This is a genomic window from Bordetella genomosp. 6 (genome assembly GCF_002119705.1).
GTDB lineage: Bacteria > Pseudomonadota > Gammaproteobacteria > Burkholderiales > Burkholderiaceae_B > Bordetella > Bordetella bronchiseptica_F.
In genome coordinates this window covers 1,784,611-1,803,440 of record NZ_CP021107.1, presented here as the reverse complement: position 1 = coordinate 1,803,440, position 18,830 = coordinate 1,784,611, and the positions used below count along the sequence as shown (strand labels likewise).

The window sequence follows — 18,830 nt, the reverse complement described above, 5'->3', positions numbered from 1 at the left end:
CCGGGGGTTCTTCTTGCCCACGCCAATCGCCATGGACGCGGCGGCGCTTGCGCGGTTCAGAACGCGTAGGTCAGGCCCACGCCGCCGAAGTAGTTGGTCGAACGCTCGCTCACGGGGCTGTCGCGGGCGTCGCCGAACAGGGTGTTGACCCCGGCCGTGGCATTGACGGCCCAGCGCTGGTCCAGGCGGTGCGTCCAGGACGCGAAGAGCCCGCCGGACTTGAATCCCGACGAGGCCGAGTAGCGGCGCAACCCGGCCTCGCTGCGCGCGGCCTGGGAGGCGCTGATGCCGTACCAGGTGCGCATGTAGTCGTCGCTGGCCCACTCGGTGCGCGCGCCCACCGAGACGCTGTCGCGCCCCGTCTGCCAGATGCGGTAGGTGGCGCGCAGCTCTCCCACGCCGCCGTAGCCGCTGCGCGCCGCCTGGCGGTATGCGGCGCCCAGGCCCAGCGCGCCATGCTGCCATTCGATGTAGGCGCCGTAGGTCGCGTGCATGTCGATGTCGCCCAGGCCATGGAGAATGGCCGAATCGTCGGCGTCACGCCCCAGGTGCGCGCCCACGAACACGCCGGCATGCACCTGTTCGCCGAGCTGCCATTTGAGGCCGGCGCTGGGCAGCCCGGCGCGCGGCGAAATGAAGAAAGGCCCGTTCTCGTAATGGATGAGGGGCACCGGCAGGAAGCGGTAGTCCTTCGCGCCCTCGTAGCGCGGCGCCACCGCGGCCGACATGCCGATGTAGTTCTGGGCCTGCGCCGCCGTGCCCAGCGTGCCGGCCAGGCACACGACGGTCGCGCGCCACCATGCGTGCTTCATTGTCATTCCTTGGAAAACCGGGGCGCCGCGCTGGCGGCCTGCCCCAACGGCGCGATTGTGCGCGCCGCGTTTTAAATTCTTTTTAATCGGCGGCTGCGACACTGGACGCAGACAGCCCGGCGACACGACATGACTCATTTGCTATTGGTGGAAGACGACCCGATGCTGGGCGACGCGCTGCAAACCGCGCTGCAGCGCGAACTCGGCGCCCGGGTCGATTGGGTGCGCGACGGCGCGCAGGCGCAGCTTGCGCTGGTCGACCACGCCTACCAGCTGATCCTGCTGGACATCGGCCTGCCCGGACCGTCCGGGCTCGCACTGCTGCGCGCGCTGCGCGAAGGCTACGACACCACGCCGGTGCTGCTGGTGACCGCGCGCGACCAGCTCAGCGACCGCATCCGCGGCCTGGACGGCGGGGCCGACGACTACATCGTCAAGCCGTTCGAACTGGACGAATTGCTGGCGCGCCTGCGCGCCGTGCTGCGCCGCAGCCACAACCAGGTGGCCCCGCTGATGCGGCACGGCGAACTGCTGGTGGACCCCGCGGCGCGCCAGGTGTCGCGCGCGGGCCGGCCCGTCGCGCTCAGCCAGAGCGAATACCGCACTCTGCTGGCGCTCATGCAGCGGCGCGGCCGCACGGTCTCGCGCGAGCAGCTGGAGCACGACGTCTACGGCGCCAGCGTGGCGCTGGAAAGCAACACGGTCGCCGTGTACGTGCACCAGTTGCGGCGCAAGCTGGGCGACGACCTGATCGAGACGGTGCATGGCTACGGCTACCGTATCGGCCAGGAAGGCGCATGAAATCGCTCAAGCGCCGCATCCTGACCGCGGTACTGGCCGCGCTGCTGCTGAACTGGGGAGTCTGGCTGGGCTGGCAGGCCTTCGAAATGGGCCGGCGCGAAACCGGCACCTGGGACGCCCGGCTGCGCGATGTGGCCAGCCAGGCCATGCTGTCCATGCCGCTGGACATCATGGAGCGTTCCGAGCCGACCGGCTTCCGCCTGCCCGAGCCGGCGCCGACCAGCGAGCTGCGCATGAGCTTCCAGATATGGAGCATGGCGTCGCGCCGCCAGATCGTGCACAGCGTCAATGCGCCGCCCGGCCCGCTCAACCCGGCCTTCGCCGACGGCTATGCCGACGTCGAGCTGGACGGAGAGCCATGGCGCGTCTACAGCGTGACCGACGCCGAAGGCCGGATACAGGCGCAGGCCGGCCATTCGCTGGCCGCGCGCCGCGGCGACATCCTGCAGTGGCTGGGCGCCAGCCTGAAGGCCTCGGCCCTGCTGTTCCTGTTCCTGGCCCTGAGCATACTGCTGGCGATCGACCGCGCCATGCGGCGCCTGGACCATGTCGGCCGCGCCGTCCAGCAACGCGATCCGCTGGATCTCGCCCCCCTGCCCGACGGCGACGTGCCGGCCGAACTGCGGCCGCTGATCACGGCGATCAACCGGCAGTTCGCGCGCGTGCACACGGCGCTGGCGCGCGAACGGCGCCTGATCGCCGACGCGGCGCACGAGCTGCGCACCCCCCTGGCCGCGCTGAAGATGCAGGCCGAAGTCGCGCTCGGCGCGCGCCACGACGACGAACGGCACAGCGCGCTGTGCAAGCTGCTGGACGCGGCGCGGCGCGCCGCCCGCCTGTCCGAGCAGTTGCTCGACCAGGCCCGCCTGGACGCCATGGAGGCCACCGTGCCAAGCGGCGAAGTGGACCTGGCCGCGCTGACCGCCATGATCATCGCCGACTGCCAGGCGCGCGCGCAGGCCCGCCGCCAACGCATACAGCTCGACGTCCAGCCCGCTGCCGTGACCGGCGACCTGGACTCGCTCGGCATCCTGGCGAGCAACCTGGTCGACAACGCCCTGCGCTACACGCCCGAGGGCGGCCGGATCGTGGTGTACTGCGGCCCGCTGGGGAACGGCGCCGTCGGCCTGCGCGTGCTGGACAACGGCCCGGGCGTGCCCGCCGACCGGCACGCGCGCATCTTCGAGCGCTTCTATCGCCAGCCGGGACAGGCGCAACGCGGCGGCGGCATCGGCCTTTCGCTGGTGGCCCAGATCGCCCGCCTGCATCATGCCCGGATCGACTGCGGCCCCGGCCTGGACGGCCGCGGCTTCGGCATCGCCGTGGGCTTCGCGCCGCGCGGCTAGCGCACGAAGGATTGGCCAGCATGGGCCGCAACCGCTAGGATGTGGGATTCACTCTCCCAACAGGTGTACCGACATGACTGCTTCGATCTCCGCCCGCGTCGCCGAACTCGGCCTGGCCCTGGAACCGGCCAACGCCCCAGCCGCCAATTACGTGCCGTTCGTGCGCGACGGCAACCTCCTGTACATATCGGGACAGGTGCCGCGCGTGGGTGGCAAGCCCGTACACCTGGGCCGCCTTGGCGACAGCGTAAGCGACGAGGAAGGCGTGCAGGCCGCGCGCCAGGCCGCGCTGGGCGTGCTGGCGCAACTGGCGGCCGCCACGGGCGACCGCCTGCAAGGCGTGGCGCGCGTCGTGCGCCTGGGCGTGTTCGTGGCCGCGACGCCGGACTTCAATCGCCACAGCGCCATCGCGAACGGCGCATCGGACTTGATGGTCAATGTGTTCGGCGAAGCCGGGCGCCACGCGCGCAGCGCGGTGGGCGTCGCCTCGCTGCCCAACGGCGTGGCCGTCGAAGTCGAAGCCGTGATCGCGCTGGCCCAGGCCTGAGCCGCTCCAACGCCAGGATTGCGCCATGCCCGCAACGCTGACCGATGAGCTCGTCGCCACCCTGCGTGCCCGCACACCGGGCACGCAGGGCGCATTCATCCACTTCAACCACGCGGGCGCTTCGCTGCCTTCGGCCGGCACCTTGCAGGCCATCGAGACGCATCTGCGCCTCGAGGCCATGCAGGGGCCCATGGAAGCCGGCGCGCAGGCGCGCGAGCAGACCGAGCGAGCGCGCCTGCTGGCCGCCCGCCTGCTCAATGCCCAACCGGCCGAGATTGCGCTGACCACGGGCAATTCGGCGGGCTGGGGCGCGGCATTCGCCGCGCTCGGCCCCTGGCGGGCCGGCGACCGCATCCTGGTCGCCCGCCATGAATGGGGCGGCAACCTGGCGGCCATGCGCCTGGCCGCGCAGCGCGCCGGCGCGACAATCGAAACCATTGCCTCGGACGAAAGCGGCGCGGCGGACCCCGCGGCCTTGCTGGCCATGCTGGACGAGCGAGTGCGCCTGATCGCGCTGACATGGCTGCCGGCCAATGGCGGACTGGTCAATCCGGCCGCCGCCATCGGGCGCATTGCGCGGCGCCACGGCATCGCCTATTTCGTCGATGCTGCGCAGGCCATCGGGCAACTGCCCATCGATGTCGCCGAGGTGGGTTGCGACGTCCTGAGCGGCGCCGGCCGCAAGGCCTTGCGCGGACCGCGCGGGACCGGACTGCTGTATGTTCGGCAGGCTTTCCTGCAACGGCTTGCGCCCGCCTGGGTCGACACCTGGTCGGCGCCGCTGGGCGAGGATGGGACCCCCATGGTGCGCGGCGACGCCGCCCGTTTCGAGTCGGCCGAAAACAGCGTGGCGCTGCGCTGCGGCCTGGCCCACGCGCTGCACGAAGCGCTCGAGCTGGACATCGCGCCGATCCGCGCGCGCATCGACGCCGTGGCCACGCGCCTGCGCGCGCGCCTGGCCGCGCTCGACGGCATCACGCTGCTGGACCAGGGACGGGTGCGATCGGGGCTGGTTGCCTTCGATGTGGCAGGATGGCAGGCCGATGCGGTGCAACGCGACCTGGCGCGCCAGGGGATCGCGCTGGGCTGCAACGGGGTGGCCTATACGCCCCTGGACATGCAGGCGCGCGGGCTGCGGCAGATCGTCCGCGCTTCGGTCAGCTACCTGACCACCGAGGCCGAAATGGACGCGCTGGTCGATGCGCTGGCCGCGCTGGCGCGCCGCGCGCCCTAGCTTTCGCGCTCGCCCGCCAGGCTGGCCAGGAAGCGCTCGTCGGCCTTGCTGAGCCGGCCCTCGCCGCGCGCGCGTTCGATCAGTTCGGGGCGGCGGCTGGCGGTCAGGCGCAGGGATTGCTCGCGGCGCCAGCGCGCGATATTGGCATGGTGGCCGCTGAGCAGCGGCTGCGGCACCGGCGCGCCTTCGTACACTTCCGGACGGGTGTAGTGCGGACTGTCGAGCAGGCCGTCGAGCGCCGCGTTGAAGGAATCCTGCAGCGCGGAGTCGCCGTCGTTGAGCACGCCGGGCAGCAGACGCACCGCGGCGTCCATCATGGCCAAGGCGGCCAGTTCGCCGCCCGACAGCACGAAATCGCCCAATGACAGCTCATGCGTGACACAGCGCTCGATGAAACGCTGGTCCACGCCTTCGTAGCGTCCGCAAATGAAAATAGCGCCCGAGCCCGCCGCCAGCGTGGTGGCTTCGGCCTGGTCGTAGCGCCGGCCCGCCGGCGACAGCAGGATCACCGGCGCGGCCTGCAGTCCCTGCGCGGCACGGGCGGCCTGCGCGGCCGCCACCGCGGCCTCCAGCGGCGCGGCCATCATCACCATTCCCGGACCGCCGCCGTAAGGGCGGTCGTCAACCGTGCGGTGCACATCGTGGGTGAAGTCGCGCGGATTCCACGCGTGCAGCGCCCACAGGCCCTGCGCATGCGCGCGCCCCGTCACGCCCTGGTCGCGCACCAGGCCGAACATGTCGGGAAACAGCGTGACGACGTCGAAGCGCATCAGTAGTCCAGTGGCCAGTCGCTGTCGATGCGGCGCGCGGCCAGATCGACATGCCGGATATGGGCGCCCACGAACGGCACCAGTTCTTCGAGCGGACGACCTTTGGCGTCGACCAGCGGCACCGGCTCGGACTGGCCCGGCTGGATCTGCTGGCGCAGGACCTTGAGGACCGCATGCGCGCCATTGTCGAATACCTCGTCGACCACGCCCAGCAAACGGGACTCGCCGTCCGCGTCGCTGTAGAGCGCGCAGCCGATCAGGTCGACCCAGTAGTATTCGTCGTCGGCGGGCGCCGGAAAGGCGCTGCGCGCCGCCTGGACGAGGCAACCGCGCAAGGCCTCGGCCTGGTCGCGGTCGTCGATGCCTGCCAGCTGGGCCACCACCGCGCCGCCATGGACGCGCGCCTGCAGCACCTGGTAGGCGCGCGGCACGGACGCGACAACGCCCCGGGCCGCTTGCGGCGCGGGGCGAGTCAGCCACCAGTGAGAGACGGTGCGCAACACTTCGGCCTGTGCCGAGTGGGGCTGCACCTTTACCCAGCCTTTGACACCGTAGGCCGATGCAATGCGGCCCAGCTCGACCAGATCCGCGGGCGCCGCGCCGGAATGTGCGGCTTCAGACATGTGTCGTGTGTAGCAAAGTTGCGGACAAAGAAAGCGCTGACCCAGGCAGCGCTTTCAAGAAATGCGGGCGCCGGCGGGCATGGCAAAGCCCCGGCCAGACGCGCACGGGGGCACGGCCGGGGGTACGCTTACGCGCGCCCGCACCCGCCGCACCCGGCAGCGGGCTCAGGCAGCAGCCGAAACCTTGGCCGAGTATTCCTTGACCAGGCGCTCGACGGCGGGCGACAGCAGCGCGCCATTGCCGGTCCAGTATTGCACGCGGTCCAGGGCGATGCGCAGATTCTCGGTGCCTTCGGCGGCAACCGGGTTGTAAAAGCCAACGCGCTCGACGAAACGGCCATCGCGACGATTGCGCGAATCGGTAGCTACCAGGTTGTAAAACGGACGCTTCTTCGAGCCACCGCGGGCCAGACGAATCACCAGCATAGGTAATCCCTTGAATTGGTTGTGAAAAACGGGAAATTCTAGCACTTAAAGTTGCCTGGTGGCAACTGAAGTTGCGTTTTTCCCCTATGGACAGATAAAAAATGGGGCGAATGCCCGACTGCGCTGAACGCCGCCAGCGCCACAGGCGTATGCTTGCGTGACGCAATCGGGGGGATCGGCCACGCGGGCGGCCCCAAGGCCCCTCGCAAGCGGCGCGCCGGCCTGCCTGCAAAGGCAGCCGGCCCGGCAGGTATGCAAGCATACACCGCCCGCTGTTTCATCGCATCGACAAGGAGCTTTCCATCATGAAGCATTGCTCGATTCTTGCCCCGCTTACCCGCCTGGCTGCCTGCGGCGCCCTGGCCGCCATCCTGGCGGCCCCCTTGCCGGCGGCCGCGCGGGTCGGCGACGCCGCCCTGGTCTCGGTCACAGGCCAGATTACCGCGGTGGACCCCGCCACTCGCACGGTGACGGTGCGCGGTCCGCAGGGCAACGAAGTCCCCCTGCAGGCCGGCCCCGAAGTGCGCAATTTCGACCGCATCAAGGTGGGCGACACCATGCGGGTGGACTACTACGAATCCGTGTCGATCGCCACCCGCGCCAAGGGCAGCGGCGTGCCGGAAGTCCGCAGCGAGACCGTCGCCACCCGCGCCAAGGAGGGCGCCCTGCCGCAAGGCGCGGTGGGCCGCAGCACGACCATCACGGCCGAAATCTGGCACATCGCCAAGGATGGCCGCACGGTCATCCTGCAAGGCCCGCAAGGCGGCCGCGAGACCTTCCATTTGCGCAGCGCCGCCGCGCAGGAAAAGCTGCGCACCCTCAAGGAAGGCGACCTGGTCGACTTCACGGTGACGCGCGCGCTGGCCGCCGCCGTGCGCAACCGCTAGCCCCGCTCCTGCCCGCCTACGCAAACGGCCCGCTCGCGCGGGCCGTTTGCGTGCCGGCGGGCGCTCAGCGCCGCTGCAGGAAATGCTCGCCGCGGCCCTCGGCCTCGTGTTGCGCCAGCAAGGTATTGCCGGTCTGGCGCGCGAAGGCCTGGAAATCGCGGATGGCGTTGGGGTCGGTGGTGACCACCCGCAGCACCTGGCCGCTTTCCATTTGCGCCAGCGCCTTCTTGGCGCGCAGGATGGGCAGCGGACAGGTCAGTCCGCTGGCGTCGACCTCGTGCTGGTAGGACGGCAGGCCGCCGGTATCAGAGGCGCTCATCGACCCACTTCTGTACGCTGGCCACGGCAGCCGGCAGAGCCGCCAGGTCGGTGCCGCCGCCCATCGCCATATCGGGACGGCCCCCGCCCTTGCCGCCCACCTGGCCGGCTACGAAGCCGACCAGATCGCCGGCCTTGATGCGGCCGGTGAGGTCGGCCGTCACGCCGCCCACCAGGCTGATCTTGCCATCGGCCGAGCCGGCGGCAAGCAGGACCACGGCCGGCTTGAGGCGGTCCTTCAGGTTGTCGACCATGCCGCGCAACGCCTTGGGATCCACATCGCCGATGCTGGCGGCCAGCACCTTGATGCCCTTGACCTCGACCGTGGCCGTGGCGGCCAGGTCGTTGCCGGCGCTGGCGGCCAGCTTGGTCCGCGCCTGCTCGAGCTCTTTCTCGAGCGCCTTGAGCTGTTCCTGCACCTGGGCGATACGCTCGGGCAGCTCGTTCGCCGGGGCGCGCAGCACGCCGGCGGCGCGCTGCAGCAGCGCGTTCTGGTCCTGCACCCAGGCCAGCGCGTTGTCGCCGGTAATCGCCTCGATGCGGCGCACGCCCGCCGCCACGCCGCCTTCGGACACCACCTTGAACAGGCCGATGTCGCCGGTGCGCTGCACGTGCGTGCCGCCGCACAATTCGCGCGAGAAGCCGATGTCCAGCACGCGCACGGTATCGCCGTATTTCTCGCCGAACAGCGCCATCGCGCCGCCCTTGACGGCATCGTCGTAGGCCATGACCTGGGCCTGCGTGGCCTGGTTGGCCAGCACCTCGGCGTTGACGATGGCTTCCACGCGGGCGATCTGCTCGGCCGTCATGGGCGCGTCGTGCGCGAAATCGAAGCGGGTCTTGTCGGGGTCGACCAGCGAACCGCGCTGCTGCACGTGGGCGCCCAGCACTTCGCGCAGGGCCTTGTGCATCAGGTGCGTGGCGGAGTGGTTGCGCACCGTGCGGGCGCGGCGCACCGCGTCCACGCGCGCCAGCAAGGTGTCGCCGACCTTCAGCGCGCCGGCTTCGAGCGTGCCGTGATGGCCGAACACGCCGGGCTGGATCTTGAGGGTGTCGGCCACCGCGAACCGCACGCCGCCGGCCTCCAGCAGGCCGGTGTCGCCCACCTGGCCGCCGGACTCGGCATAGAACGGGGTGGCGTCGAGCACCACGACTGCGTCCTGCCCCGCCGACACCTGCTCGACCTGGGTGCCTTCGACGTACAGCGCCGTCACCTTGACGCCGCTCAATTCGAGGTTCTCGTAGCCTTCGAAGCGCGTCTCGGCGCCTTCGTAGCTCAGGCCCTCGGCCATCTTGAACTTGCCCGCGGCGCGCGCCTGCTCGCGCTGGCGTTGCATGGCCGCCTCGAAGCCGGCCATGTCCACCTCGACCTCGCGTTCGCGACAGATGTCGGCGGTGAGATCGACCGGAAAGCCATAGGTGTCGTACAGCGTGAACAACGTGGTGCCGTCCAGCTGCCCGCCCTTGGCGACCTTGGCCAGCGCGCCGTCCAGGATCTTCATGCCGTGTTCGAGCGTTTCGCCGAAGCGTTCCTCTTCCTGGCGCAGCACCTGCGCCACGCGCTCGGCCACCTGCGCCAGCTCGGGATAGGCGTCGCCCATCTCGGCCACCAGGTCCGGGACCAGGCGATGGAAGAACGGCTTGGTCTGGCCCAGCTTGTAGCCATGGCGCAGGGCGCGGCGCACGATGCGGCGCAGCACGTAGCCACGGCCTTCGTTGCTGGGAATGATGCCGTCGACGATGAGGAAGGCGCAGGCGCGGATGTGATCGGCAATGACCTTCAGGGAGTTATCGGCCAGGTCCTTCACGCCGGTCTCGCGCGCGGCGGCGGCGATCAGCTTCTGGAACAGGTCGATCTCGTAGTTGGAATGCACGTGCTGCAGCACGGCCGCGATGCGCTCCAGGCCCATGCCGGTATCCACGCACGGCTTGGGCAGGCGCTCCATGTTGCCGGCGGCGTCGCGCTCGAACTGCATGAACACCAGGTTCCAGATCTCGATATAGCGATCGCCGTCTTCCTCGGGCGAGCCCGGAGGGCCGCCCCAGATGTCCGGGCCATGGTCGTAGAAGATTTCCGAACACGGGCCGCAGGGGCCGGTGTCCGCCATTTGCCAGAAGTTGTCGGACGCATAGCGGGCGCCCTTGTTGTCGCCGATCCGGATGATGCGTTCGGTGGGCACGCCGACTTCCTTGGCCCAGATATCGTAGGCTTCGTCGTCTTCCTGGTAGACCGTGACCCACAGCTTCTCGGCCGGCAGCTTGTAGACCTGGGTCAGCAGTTCCCAGGCGTACTGGATGGCCTCGCGCTTGAAGTAGTCGCCGAAGCTGAAGTTGCCCAGCATCTCGAAGAACGTATGGTGGCGGGCGGTGTAGCCCACGTTCTCGAGGTCGTTGTGCTTGCCCCCGGCGCGCACGCTGCGCTGCGAGGACGTGGCGCGCGTGTAGGCGCGCGCTTCCTTGCCGGTGAACACATCCTTGAACTGCACCATACCCGAGTTGGTAAAGAGCAGCGTGGGGTCGTTGGCCGGCACCAGGGACGACGACGGGACGATCGTGTGGCCCTTGGATTGGAAGAATTGCAGGAACTTCTGGCGAATCTCAGAGGATTTCATCGTGGATGAATCGGGATTTTGGCGAATTTTTGATTATAGAGGGTCGGCAGACCGATGCCAGCGCCGCCGCCCTACCCCTTGTCCGGACGCACGCAGACGAAGCTGCTGAACCCCGGCGCGCCGTCCACCCGGTCGGTGGTCTGCGCCATGATGACCGACGTGTAACCCGGCGGGCACGAACACTGACCGGTGAGCGGGTTGCGGCTGGTATGGCCGCTGTACGAACGGCAGCCCGTGTGGGAGTTCACCGAATAGGCCCCGCCGAACGCCGCCGACGCCTTGCCCGCCGCCAGGCCGGCCCAGGCCAGCGGCGTGCCGGCGGGCAACCGCGCCATGCCCGGCCAGGGCGGGTTGGCAAAGCGAAACGCCGCGCCTCGCACCGCGTCGGCCGAGGCGAAGCCGCCATGGCCGGCGGTGGCCGCCACCAGGGGCGCCATGCGCATCAGGTCGATCTGCCCGTGGCCGTCCAGCAAGGGACGATCGAGCCAGGCCAGCGCGTCCAGCCGGCAGCCCGCCCATGGACAATGCGGATCGCGCCTGACCTGCAGGGTCACGCCCGTGCCCAGGGGCGAGCGCCCGGGCAGCGAGCTTGCCAGCAGGCCGGCTGCCCGCAGCTCGGGCAGCGTCGGACGCCAGGCATCGCGAAACAGCGCACGCCCGCGCTCATCGCGCGGCGCCAGCCCTTCGGCCAGCGCATCGAAATGCCGCTGCAGCAATTGCTCGAGGCCGCGCTGGATTTCGCCCAGCCAGACGCCGGCGCCGCGCGCGGCCGCGTCCTGCGCATCCTGCACCAGCCGGTTGGCGGCCCACACCGCCGCCATCGCCGCGAGCGCGGCGGCCACGGCCAGCTCGAGCAAGGCCAGGCCACCCTGGGTGTGCGCGGACCTCATCGCGCCGTGAACACGAAAGTGTTGCGATCGCCCGCCACGCACTGCGCCTGGGCGGCCTGCGCGCGATACGGCAACGCCGGCACGGCCAGCGCGTTCTTGACCACCACCGGCCCCGCCTTGCCCTGCACGGCAATCATGTCGGATACGCGCTGCATGACCGAGGCCAGCGCCGGGCACGCCGCGTCGTTGACATTGGTCAGCGTCAGCGTGAACGCCGATCCGGGCGGCGCGCCGCCCGGCGCGGCCGGCGCCACGCTGATGACGCCATTGGCGCCGACCCCCTGCCCGCCCAGGCCGTGCGCCACCGTCGCCCCGGCGCCCTCGCCGCGCACCGACACCACGCTGGAATCGCGCAGCGCATGCGCCAGCGACGCCGTGCCGATGCCCGTGTACGGCGCGGCGCCATCGCCTTGCGCATTGGCCTTGGTCCGCGCCACGAAGCGCTGCAGTTCCTCTCCGACCCGGGGAACCTTGCTTTCGATGACATACGAGCCGATGGCGGGAATGCCGATGATGGCCACCAGCAAGACGATGGCCGTGACGATGGACACCTCCACCAGGGAGAAGCCGGCTTGGCGGCCGGACGGAATCGTGTGCGACATGAAGAATGCTCCTGCTTGAAGAAACGCCTGCCGGGCTTTACTGGCTGGCGTAGAAACTGACCAGTGCGCGCCGTAGATCGTCGATGGCGGCGTAATGCCACAACGCCAGGGCCAGCACCGCCGCCACCGCGCCCAGCAGCAGCGCCCAGCGCAGGCCTTGCGCCTGGCGCCGCAGGCGCGGCAGCATGTGCGCCTCGACGCGCATGCGCGCCCGCGCCAGCCCGGCTGCCAGGCCATGCGCAGCGACCATGTCGGCCATGAACCAGGCGTGCGCGGGCTCGAACAGCCCGGTATCGAACACGCTGGCGTCGACCGCCCCGGCGTCGACCCGCAGCAGCATGCGCTCGAGGTGCCAGGCCAGCCATGGCGGCGCGTCGGCCCCCTGGACCAGCAGCGCGGTGCGCAGGCGCGTGTCGATGTTGCCTCGCTGGCGCAACAGGACGGTGGCCAGCGCCAGGAAGCGGACCGCCTGCATATCGCGGTACAGGCGCCATGGCTGCCAGCGTTCCAGGAACATGCGCGCGCGCCCCGTGTAGCGGGGCAGCGACCAGCACACCAGCGCCGCCGCGACCGCCAATGCCGCCGCTGCCGCCGGCCAGGCCGCCTCGACGTGCCTGGCCAGCGCGAACAGGCCGGCCGACCAGGCCCCGTAGTAATCCGGCGGCACGGCCTGGAATACCAGGCGCAGGCGAGGCGCGCTGAAGGCCGGCACGGCCGCCAGCAAGGCGCAGGCCACCGCCATGGCGACGATGCCGGCGGCGGTCGTCATGCAGAACTCGCGCCGCAGCCCCTGCGTCAGGCGGGTCAGGTGCGCCAGATCGCGCAACACGACGCCCAGCGCGCCGCCGCCCGCCGACTGCGCCAGCGCCAGAAGCGCGCAATCGCCCTCGGGCAGGCAGCCCGACCAGGTAGCGCGCAGGTCGCCGCCGCAATCCTGGTAGCGATGCAGCCAGCGGCGCGCCAGGCGGCCGCGCACGCTTGCCTGCCCATGGCGCGCCGCGTCGGCCTCGAAGATGTCGCGCAGGGTCTGCCGCCCTTGCAGGCCTTCCAGCATGTCGGCCAGGTATTCGTAATAATCGGCCCGCTCGGCGCCGAAGCGCCATGCGTCGAGCCGCTGGACCAGCGCGCCGTCCGCGCGCCAGGCCGACGCCAGCGCCGCATGCTCAGCCATGGCCGCCCTCCGCGCCCGTCGGCGCGCGCAAGGCGGGCGGCAACGCGAAGCTGCGTTCGACCAGGCGCGGATCCACCCCTCCGGCCTCGACCTTGCGCCAGGCGCAATCGACCGCCCGCAACGGCGCATCGGGCGCCCGCCGGCGCGCGCGCCGCCCCAGCAGGCGGCGCAGCGCCGGATTGTCGCGCCGGCGGATGAGATCGAGCAGGACGGTGTCGGTTTCGGGCTCGAGCAGTTCGGCGACGACAGTGCGGCCCGCGTAGCCGCGCAAGGCCGGCAAGCCGGCGTCCGCGCAAGCCTCGCAGCCGGCCGGGTTGCGAACGCGCGCCTGCTCCAGCGCCACGCCGGCGCGGCGCAGGCGCGCGGCCCAGCAGCGCCAGGCCAGGCGTTGCGCATGGGACCGCCCGGCGTCGCGGCGCCACAGCACGGCCAGGGGCAAGGCGCATGCCGGACACAGGCGCGGCAGCAAGGTCTGGTAGACCAGCAGCTTGAGCACGCCGGGCGTGGCCAGGAAGTCGCGCGACACGCCGATGAAGTCGGACGCCAGGCGCTCCGGGATCAGCAAGGCGGAGCCGGCATGGGTCGTGGTGTAGAGGCTGACCCCGGAGCCGGCCAGTTCCGTGAAGACGCGCCCGGTCTGGCGATCGCGGACTTCGCCCAGGTACAGGTCGTGCATGGCGGAGCGCTTGATGGTCAGCAGCTTGGCATCGAACGGCGCGCCGGCCTCCCCTTCCAGCGAGCGGCTCACGCTGTTCTGCAAGGCGTTGGCGATGGCGTACTCGGCCGGGTCCTCCAGGGTGACCAGCTTGCGCTCGGCCGGCAGGCCGCGCAGCATGGCGGCGATCGTGGTGGACTTGCCGGCCCCCACCGTGCCCGCCAGCACCACCGCCCCGCCGGCGCGCTGGCAGGCGCGCTCGAGCGTGGCGACCTGCGCCGGCAGATAGCCCAGTTCCGCCAGGCTGCCCCCGCCGTGCGGCTGGTCCTGGCGCAGGATGCGCAAACATACCGACGGACCGTGATCCGTCGCCAGGGAGGCCCAGCGCAGCACGACCGGCACCTCGTCGACCTGCAGCGTAATGCGCCCCTGCTGTTCGGCGCGCGGATCGAACACCGCGCCATTGCCCGCGCGCACGTCCATCCAGGCCACCGCGAGGATTTCGAGCAGGCAGGCGTGCGACAGGCCCTGGAAGCATGGCGCGGCCACATAGGCGCCGCCCACGGTGTAGCGAACCTGCGCGGCCGCGGCGCGCCGGTCGGCATGCAGGTGCAGATCGCTGGCGCCGTGGCGCACGCCCCAGCGCACCATGTCGAAGAACAGCGCCTGCAGCGCCGTGCGCCGTTGCGCGGGATGCTCGGCCGCGTGCAGGCCCGGGGCGCCGGACGCCTCGCGCGCCACGGCCAGCAGCAAGGGCGAGGGCAAGACATAGCGCGCCGGCGCCGCCAGCCGGTAGCCGCGCTTGCGCATGAGCCGTTCGAGCTCGTCGGCCTGGTCGCCGTGCACGTAATCGGCCAGCGCGAACAGGGCGGCGTAGCTGCCTTCGAGCAGTACCGGGCACAGGCGTCCCGCCAGGGCGCCCAGGTCGAACTCCCGCGCCAGCGCGCGCACGAACGCGGGGCGCAGGCGGCCCAGCGCCTCGTAGTCGGCCACGAACGGCGCGAGCGTCGGGCACGCGCCGTGCAGGGCCGGCCTGTGGGAACGCATTCTCATGGCGCCTCGCCTGTGGCGGGCGCCGCGCCGCTGTCCAGGCTCGCGGCCGGCCCCAGGCAGGCCGTATGGCGGGCCGCGCCCTTGCGCAGGTGCACGCATGGCGCGTCGATGCCATCGAGCTGGTAGCGGGCCTCGGCCGCCTGGCCGGACGGCTTGCGCTGGCCGGCCAGGTAGCGCCAATGGCGCCGGTTGATGGAGACTTCGGCGCGCAGCGCCGCGCCGACGCCGTAGATGGCCAGCAATACGATGCGGTCGTCGCGCCGGCCGGGCGCGGCCCGCGCTGCCTCGCCCGGGGCCGGGGACCGCGGCGCCCGCGCGGCCGCCAGGGTTTCTCGCCGCAGCAGCTCGCGCACGGTGTCGGCCTGCGGCCACGGCGCGGGCGGCGTGGCCGGCTGTGCCAGCGCGGCATGGGCCGTCAGGGCCGATACCGCGGCCAACAGGGATGCCCCGCTAGGAACGGGAAGTCGTCTGCTCATAGAGGGATCCTTGAAGATGCAGCGACAGTACGCTGGCGCGCAGCGTCGCGATCGTATCCGGGACCACGCGCAGGGACACCGCGGTCCATCCGATGGGCGCCGACAGCGGCCACACCAGCGCCAGCGAACGCAGGGGCCCGTCGAGCACGAGTTCGCGCCGGTGGAGCGCGGGCGCGGGGGGCGGCGCGAGCTCGGGCGGACCGTCCCAGACCGGGCCGGCCAGCGCTTGCGAAGCGCCCACGAAGACATGCGTGAAGGCGGCGCTGGCGCGCTGCAGCGTGGCGGCCAGCGCCAGCGTGTCGGCCGGCGAGGCCGGCGTAGCGCGATCCAGCCCCTGCCGGTCGCCGGCCAGTATCCAGGCCACCCGCGTATGTTCCAGCGTGTGCAGCCGCATCTGCCAGCCGGGCGGCACGGCGGCGGCAAACGCCAGGCTGGTGGCGGCCACATCGACGCGGTGGTAGTCGGCGTCGCACTGCCACGCCGGGCCCGGCACGCATTGCGCCTGCCGCAGCGCCCAGCCGGCGACCCGCAACGGCAAGGCCTGCAAGGTGTCGAGCACGCGCGCCAGCTCGTTGCTGGTATGCACCGGCCAGGCGCGCAGGAACTCCGCTTGGGCGGCCCGCCAGGCGGCCCGCGGATCGGGCGCGGCGGGCGGCGGCGCCTGGTGCGCGCTGCGCCACAGCGAGACGCCGCCAGCCACGGCCAGCGCCAGCGCGCCCGCTCGCGCCGCGACCGGCACACGCGACCAGCGCGAGGCCAGCGGCGCCAGGCGGGCGGCGGGATCCGGCCTGGCGAGCAAGGCATCCAGCGCATCCTGGGCCGGCGCCTCGCGCAGATCGGGACGCTGCGCCAGCAGGGCGCGCAGTCGGGCCTGCGCCTGGGCGGCGTCCGCGAAGAGGCGGTCGGCGCTGGCGAGCACCGCGCCGTCCTGCACGGCGATCAGCCAGCCCTGCCCGTCCGGCAGGCTGGCCACGCCTGCCTGCGCGCCCTCCGGGTGCAGATTGGCGTACGCCTGCGCCGCGCTGTGGACCGCCATCGCGCCATACCGGCGCGGCAGGCGCGCGCAACCCGCGGCAACCGCGTGCCGGCCGCCCACCACGTAATGCGTGGCGCGCAAGGCGCGGGCGCGGGCCCGCCCCTGCAGCGCGGCGTGGCTGCCCAGCACGGCGAACCACGTCAGCCCGAAGGCCAGCGCGGGCCCGCCCTGCGTCTGTTGCAGCACCAGCGGTGGATGCGTGGTCGCGCCCATGGGGTCAGCCCTCGTCGATCTGCGCGGTGACCATGACCACGGTCGTGACCCGCTCGCGCGCCGTGCGGTCGTGCCCGCCCGCCGCGAGCGGCGCATCGGGGAACAGGCGATGGCGTTCGTATTGATCTTCGCTGTGGTCGAAGCCCGACAGGATGACGGGCTGGCCCGGCAACAGTTCGACCTGCTGCACGATGCCGCTGCCGTCGATGGCGATCTGCTGCAGCGACACCTGCTGGCCGCCCTCGCCGAAGGCCAGGGTGCGCAGCGGCTGGGCGGTGGTGTTGTCATAGGAAATGGAGAGCAGGATGCGGCCGTCATCGCGCGCCTCGGGCAACAACGTGAGGAACGTGCCCACGGTCTCGCGCTTCTGCTGCACGGCCAGGCCCGGCGCGACGTCGCGCCCATCGGGCGCCGCCGAACCCTGGCCCAGGCGCTGCACCTGGTCCACGTAGGAGAACGTGGTGCGCACGGCGTGGGTGACGGCGCGCCGGTTCAGCGTCAGCATGGGTATGCTGCGATGGCGCAGCACCGCCCCCATGGTGCTCAGCGCGGCGATCAGGGCGCGCGCGTCGCGCCAGGGCCCCGCCAGCACGTGGGCGCCAAGCGCGCCCGCCGCGCCGGCCCCGCCGGGCATGGCGTAGGATGCCGCGGCGCGCGCGCTGGCGTAGACCGCCTGCCAATCGATGCCACCCTCGGCGGCGGCCGTGGTGCGCACGGTGAGTTCTTCGAAAACCAGGCGCACCCGGCGCGTCAGGGAACGGTTTTCGCGCTGCAGGTATTGTTCGATGCGTTCGAGCGCCTCCGGCGTATCGGTAACCGCGAGTGTGCTTCCGCCCGCCTCGATCCCGGCGATGACGCCGGCGCGCGTCAGGAAGGCGGCGACGCGGTCTCGCACGGCCTGCAGCGCCTTGCCGGCGTCGGTGCTCAGCACCGTGCTGGAGGCGTGGTCGAAACCGCCGGCCTCGTCGCCGCCGGCGCGGCCCAGCCGCGCCTGCGCGCTGGCGGCCAGCGCCAGCGTATGCACATCGAAGACCCGCGTTTCGGTGCGGTAGAACTCGATGGCGCCGCGATGGTAACGCCAGTGCACATACAGCTGCGCGGCCAGCGCATCGAGAATGTCCGCCAGCGGGCGCGGCCCGGCCCGCAATTCGGCCTGGCCGCCAGGCTCGGCCGCCAGTTCGGCCTGCTCGGCCAGGCGCGGCAGGAAAGCGGCGCGCGGCAGCAGCGCGTCCGGATGCACGCGCACGGCGATGCCGGTGGCGCGATGCAGGCGTTCGGCCAGCACGGGCAGCGTGCTCTTGCCCGCGAACAGCAAGGTCGTATCGACATCGGCGCGCAGCGCCGGCGGCAGCAGCACGTCGCGGGCCAGCGGCTGGGCGCGCCCGGCCAGCCAGGGCCGCGCGACGTCCTGGGCGGCCTCGCGCGCCGGCCGCTCGCCGCCCCGGCCCACGGCCTGCTGCCCTTCGAGCAGGCGGGCGCGCAGGGACGCCGCGGCGTCGCGCATGGCCTGCATCTGCTGCGACAGGGAGCATCCGCCGAGCGCCAGCAACAGGCCCGCCGCGACCAGGCGCCGCGCCTTCATGTCAGCCCCGGCGCGGCCGCGCGCGTGCGGTCGCAGGCTTGCGCCAGCGGCACGACGCGCAATACCCGGTTGGCGTAGAAGCACGGCTGCGCCGGCCGCTCGGACAATTCGGTGGTGGCCAGCAGCGCGCGCACTGCAGCCTTGAAATCACCCGGCAGCTCGGCCCTGCCCGCCAGCGGAATATCGACGTCGAGAGTCCAGTGTTCGGGCTCGAAGGTCCAGCCGGCGGCGCGCGCCCAGCGCGCCAGCACGGCCCGCAAGGTCTGGTCGGGCGGCGCGGCCTGGAAACGCGGCGCCGGCGGCGGGGCCTCGGCAGTGGCGGCGGCCGGAACCTCGGAGGCGGGCGTGGCGGGCGGGGCCGACGCCTCGGCGCGGGCGGCCGGCGCGCCGGCGCGCTGTATGCGCGCCACATAGCGGCCACCCCGCAGGCTGAGCGCGGGCCAGGCGCCATCCACGACGATGTAGGGGTCGCGGCGCACGTACGGCACCGGACGCTCGCCGCCCGCGCCATGCGCGAAGATGGCCGGCACCGGCTGGCCCGGCGCGAACTGCAGCCAGATGCGCCGGGAGTCGTCGAACACTTGCAGCGGCGCCACCGCCGGATCGCCCGAGAGGCGCCAGTCGAAGCGGTACTGGCCCGCCGGCGCCTCGGCCCAGGCATCCGGACCCGGGCCTGCGCAGGCCTGCACCATGATGGCCAGCAGGCACACTACGAACAGCGATCGAACCATGCGACTTTCCTGGCAAGGCGGCGCGACGGCCGCGGGATGCCAGGC

Annotated in this window: 19 protein-coding genes; 5 read left to right on the top strand and 14 right to left on the bottom strand. The window is 71.8% G+C overall.

All coding sequences use genetic code 11. The annotated features are described in order from the left end of the window. Positions 1–56: 56 nt before the first annotated feature. Entirely contained in the window at positions 57–812 is a 756-nt protein-coding gene (locus CAL11_RS08515) for a MipA/OmpV family protein (RefSeq protein WP_015063938.1), read from the bottom strand. Between the two features lie 129 nt (positions 813–941). On the opposite strand from CAL11_RS08515, the gene CAL11_RS08510 reads away from it, so the two are divergent. The 4 genes from CAL11_RS08510 (at position 942) to CAL11_RS08495 (ending at position 4,740) form a co-directional block, all read left to right on the top strand. Next, entirely contained in the window at positions 942–1,613 is a 672-nt protein-coding gene (locus tag CAL11_RS08510) for a response regulator transcription factor (RefSeq protein ID WP_033466135.1), read from the top strand. Further along, entirely contained in the window at positions 1,610–2,959 is a 1,350-nt protein-coding gene (locus tag CAL11_RS08505; protein ID WP_086092666.1) for an ATP-binding protein, read from the top strand. Before CAL11_RS08510 ends, CAL11_RS08505 begins: the two co-directional genes overlap by 4 nt. A 73-nt stretch (positions 2,960–3,032) precedes the next feature. Continuing rightward, positions 3,033–3,506 (top strand): RidA family protein, encoded by a 474-nt coding sequence (locus CAL11_RS08500; RefSeq protein WP_086092665.1) that lies wholly within the window; start codon positions 3,033–3,035, stop codon positions 3,504–3,506. A 25-nt stretch (positions 3,507–3,531) separates the two neighbouring features. Then, positions 3,532–4,740 (top strand): aminotransferase class V-fold PLP-dependent enzyme, encoded by a 1,209-nt coding sequence (locus CAL11_RS08495; protein ID WP_086092664.1) that lies wholly within the window; start codon positions 3,532–3,534, stop codon positions 4,738–4,740. On the opposite strand, the gene trmD is transcribed toward CAL11_RS08495, so the two are convergent. From trmD to rpsP, 3 genes are all read right to left on the bottom strand, one after another. Continuing rightward, positions 4,737–5,510: a tRNA (guanosine(37)-N1)-methyltransferase TrmD gene (trmD, locus tag CAL11_RS08490; RefSeq protein ID WP_015063943.1), complete on the bottom strand. Its 774-nt coding sequence runs from the start codon at positions 5,508–5,510 to the stop codon at positions 4,737–4,739. The genes CAL11_RS08495 and trmD overlap by 4 nt on opposite strands. Next, the gene (gene rimM, locus CAL11_RS08485) at positions 5,510–6,133 is read right to left on the bottom strand and encodes a ribosome maturation factor RimM (protein WP_015063944.1); all 624 of its coding nucleotides are present in this window, start codon (positions 6,131–6,133) and stop codon (positions 5,510–5,512) included. The genes trmD and rimM overlap by 1 nt, the downstream gene beginning before the upstream one ends. Before the next feature lie 165 nt (positions 6,134–6,298). Further along, entirely contained in the window at positions 6,299–6,559 is a 261-nt protein-coding gene (gene rpsP, locus CAL11_RS08480; protein WP_010926757.1) for a 30S ribosomal protein S16, read from the bottom strand. A gap of 305 nt (positions 6,560–6,864) precedes the next feature. On the opposite strand from rpsP, the gene CAL11_RS08475 reads away from it, so the two are divergent. Continuing rightward, positions 6,865–7,446 (top strand): hypothetical protein, encoded by a 582-nt coding sequence (locus tag CAL11_RS08475; RefSeq protein WP_086092663.1) that lies wholly within the window; start codon positions 6,865–6,867, stop codon positions 7,444–7,446. A 64-nt stretch (positions 7,447–7,510) separates the two neighbouring features. On the opposite strand, the gene CAL11_RS08470 is transcribed toward CAL11_RS08475, so the two are convergent. The 10 genes from CAL11_RS08470 to CAL11_RS08425 all read right to left on the bottom strand — a co-directional run bounded on the left by CAL11_RS08470 (position 7,511) and on the right by CAL11_RS08425 (position 18,785). After that, a complete protein-coding gene (locus CAL11_RS08470) occupies positions 7,511–7,765 on the bottom strand; it encodes a sulfurtransferase TusA family protein (RefSeq protein ID WP_015063946.1) in 255 nt (84 codons plus the stop codon). Then, positions 7,752–10,376 carry an alanine--tRNA ligase gene (gene alaS / locus CAL11_RS08465; RefSeq protein WP_086092662.1) on the bottom strand — a complete coding sequence of 875 codons (2,625 nt, stop codon included), beginning with the start codon at positions 10,374–10,376 and terminating at the stop codon, positions 7,752–7,754. Before alaS ends, CAL11_RS08470 begins: the two co-directional genes overlap by 14 nt. Before the next feature lie 71 nt (positions 10,377–10,447). Next, the gene (locus CAL11_RS08460; protein WP_086092661.1) at positions 10,448–11,266 is read right to left on the bottom strand and encodes a hypothetical protein; all 819 of its coding nucleotides are present in this window, start codon (positions 11,264–11,266) and stop codon (positions 10,448–10,450) included. Continuing rightward, positions 11,263–11,868 carry a type 4 pilus major pilin gene (locus tag CAL11_RS08455; RefSeq protein WP_015063949.1) on the bottom strand — a complete coding sequence of 202 codons (606 nt, stop codon included), beginning with the start codon at positions 11,866–11,868 and terminating at the stop codon, positions 11,263–11,265. The genes CAL11_RS08460 and CAL11_RS08455 overlap by 4 nt, the downstream gene beginning before the upstream one ends. Before the next feature lie 37 nt (positions 11,869–11,905). Beyond that, a complete protein-coding gene (locus tag CAL11_RS08450) occupies positions 11,906–13,039 on the bottom strand; it encodes a general secretion pathway protein (RefSeq protein ID WP_086092660.1) in 1,134 nt (377 codons plus the stop codon). Then, positions 13,032–14,747, bottom strand: a complete 1,716-nt coding sequence (locus CAL11_RS08445; RefSeq protein ID WP_086092659.1) for an ATPase, T2SS/T4P/T4SS family — start codon at positions 14,745–14,747, stop codon at positions 13,032–13,034. Before CAL11_RS08445 ends, CAL11_RS08450 begins: the two co-directional genes overlap by 8 nt. Next, a complete protein-coding gene (locus tag CAL11_RS08440; protein ID WP_244172923.1) occupies positions 14,744–15,223 on the bottom strand; it encodes a hypothetical protein in 480 nt (159 codons plus the stop codon). Before CAL11_RS08440 ends, CAL11_RS08445 begins: the two co-directional genes overlap by 4 nt. Further along, a complete protein-coding gene (locus CAL11_RS08435) occupies positions 15,198–16,472 on the bottom strand; it encodes a type 4b pilus protein PilO2 (protein WP_086092658.1) in 1,275 nt (424 codons plus the stop codon). Before CAL11_RS08435 ends, CAL11_RS08440 begins: the two co-directional genes overlap by 26 nt. A 4-nt stretch (positions 16,473–16,476) precedes the next feature. Continuing rightward, positions 16,477–18,054 carry a hypothetical protein gene (locus CAL11_RS08430; protein ID WP_086092657.1) on the bottom strand — a complete coding sequence of 526 codons (1,578 nt, stop codon included), beginning with the start codon at positions 18,052–18,054 and terminating at the stop codon, positions 16,477–16,479. Further along, on the bottom strand, positions 18,051–18,785 hold the full coding sequence (locus CAL11_RS08425) for a TcpQ domain-containing protein (RefSeq protein WP_086094532.1): 735 nt from the start codon (positions 18,783–18,785) through the stop codon (positions 18,051–18,053). Before CAL11_RS08425 ends, CAL11_RS08430 begins: the two co-directional genes overlap by 4 nt. Positions 18,786–18,830: the final 45 nt, after the last annotated feature.